The organism is Nguyenibacter vanlangensis (genome assembly GCF_013376155.1).
GTDB lineage: Bacteria > Pseudomonadota > Alphaproteobacteria > Acetobacterales > Acetobacteraceae > Gluconacetobacter > Gluconacetobacter vanlangensis.
In genome coordinates this window covers 1-1,225 of the sequence record NZ_JABXXP010000789.1, presented here as the reverse complement: position 1 = coordinate 1,225, position 1,225 = coordinate 1, and the positions used below count along the sequence as shown (strand labels likewise).

Below are 1,225 nucleotides of genomic sequence, written 5' to 3'. Positions count from 1 at the left end.
GCCAGCCACCCGGCCGATCCGGCCAGCGGAAAGATCGGCTTGCTGCACGCGGCCAGCCCATAGCCGATCGCGGCCGGCAGCTTGCGCCGTCCCAGCCGGTCGCTCAACACGCCCGAGGCGATCCGGGTCAGCGACGCCGTCGCCTCGCCGGCCCCTTCGATCAGCCCGATCGTCAGCCCGGACAGGCCCAGGACGTTCAGCATATAGACGGGCAACAGCGCATGGATCATCTCGGACGAGACATCCATCAGCATCGACACGATCCCCAGCGTCCAGACCCCGCGCGGAACGGCATGCCAGCCCGAACGCGGCGCATTCTCCGACATCGCTCACCCTCCCGGGGCCGGAACGCCGCTCCCCCAGGCGCGTTCGCCGGTCAGGCGCGCGATTCAAGCACAGGCCGGTCCAGAATCCACTGGTCCAGAATCCGCTGACGCAGATACAGAAACAGCGGCAGCCCCGGCGACACGCCCACCCCCAGCGTGGCCGGCAGCACGATCCACCACCCGCGCATTCCCAGCCGCCGGGCCTCCAGCCGCGCGAACAGCAGAAACGCGACGGCGGACACCACCACGTCGCGCACGAAGAACCGGCTGATCGGATTGGCCGCCATGTCGCGGACGAACAGCGCCGGCGCCAGGCCATGCGCGCCCAGCCACGGCACGAAGGCCGCATAAGGCAGGACCAGGCCCACGATGCACAGGGCAAGATAGAGATGGCGCGGCGTCATCACGATGATCCTTCTGATGGGCCGTCCAACAGGCCGCCCGACCGGGGGTCAGACCAGTTGCAGCCAGGATGCGGCAGGCGCCGCGCGCCGCCACGCGCCGAACCGGGCGCAGATCCGGTACAGCACCGGCAGCGCCGCCAGCCAGACGCCCAGACCCACGGCGTAATGCGTGCCATGGCGGAAAAACAGCGCCCCGATCACCGCAAACAGCCACAGATGCACGACATAGAAGACCAGCGGCGCCCGGCCGAACACGCGCAGCACACGCGGCAGAACGGCATCCCGCGTCGCCGACAGTCGGGAAAACAGGTGAAACAGACACAAATTTCCGCCAAGCATCGACAGGACATAGACCAGGGAGGGCGGATATTTGATCAGGTTGACGAACTCCCGCCACGACGCGTCGCGCGGCGGACGGATCGACCCGATGCCGCTCCAGCGCAGCGCCACCGCAACCCCGATGCAGGCCATCCCGGCGATCAGCGCGGCCCGTAC

Annotated in this window: 2 protein-coding genes and 1 pseudogene; all 3 read right to left on the bottom strand. The window is 68.6% G+C overall.

Annotated features, from left to right (window positions below):
- Positions 1 to 326: MFS transporter (locus HUK84_RS19060; protein WP_374729390.1), on the bottom strand; the 326-nt coding region annotated here is incomplete at its 3' end.
- 50 nt (positions 327 to 376) lie between these two features.
- Complete coding sequence (locus HUK84_RS19055) at positions 377 to 730, bottom strand: DUF2834 domain-containing protein (protein WP_176641622.1); 354 nt, start codon at positions 728 to 730, stop codon at positions 377 to 379.
- Between the two features lie 48 nt (positions 731 to 778).
- Positions 779 to 1,225 (bottom strand): annotated as a pseudogene (locus HUK84_RS19050) (heparan-alpha-glucosaminide N-acetyltransferase domain-containing protein); the annotation flags it as partial.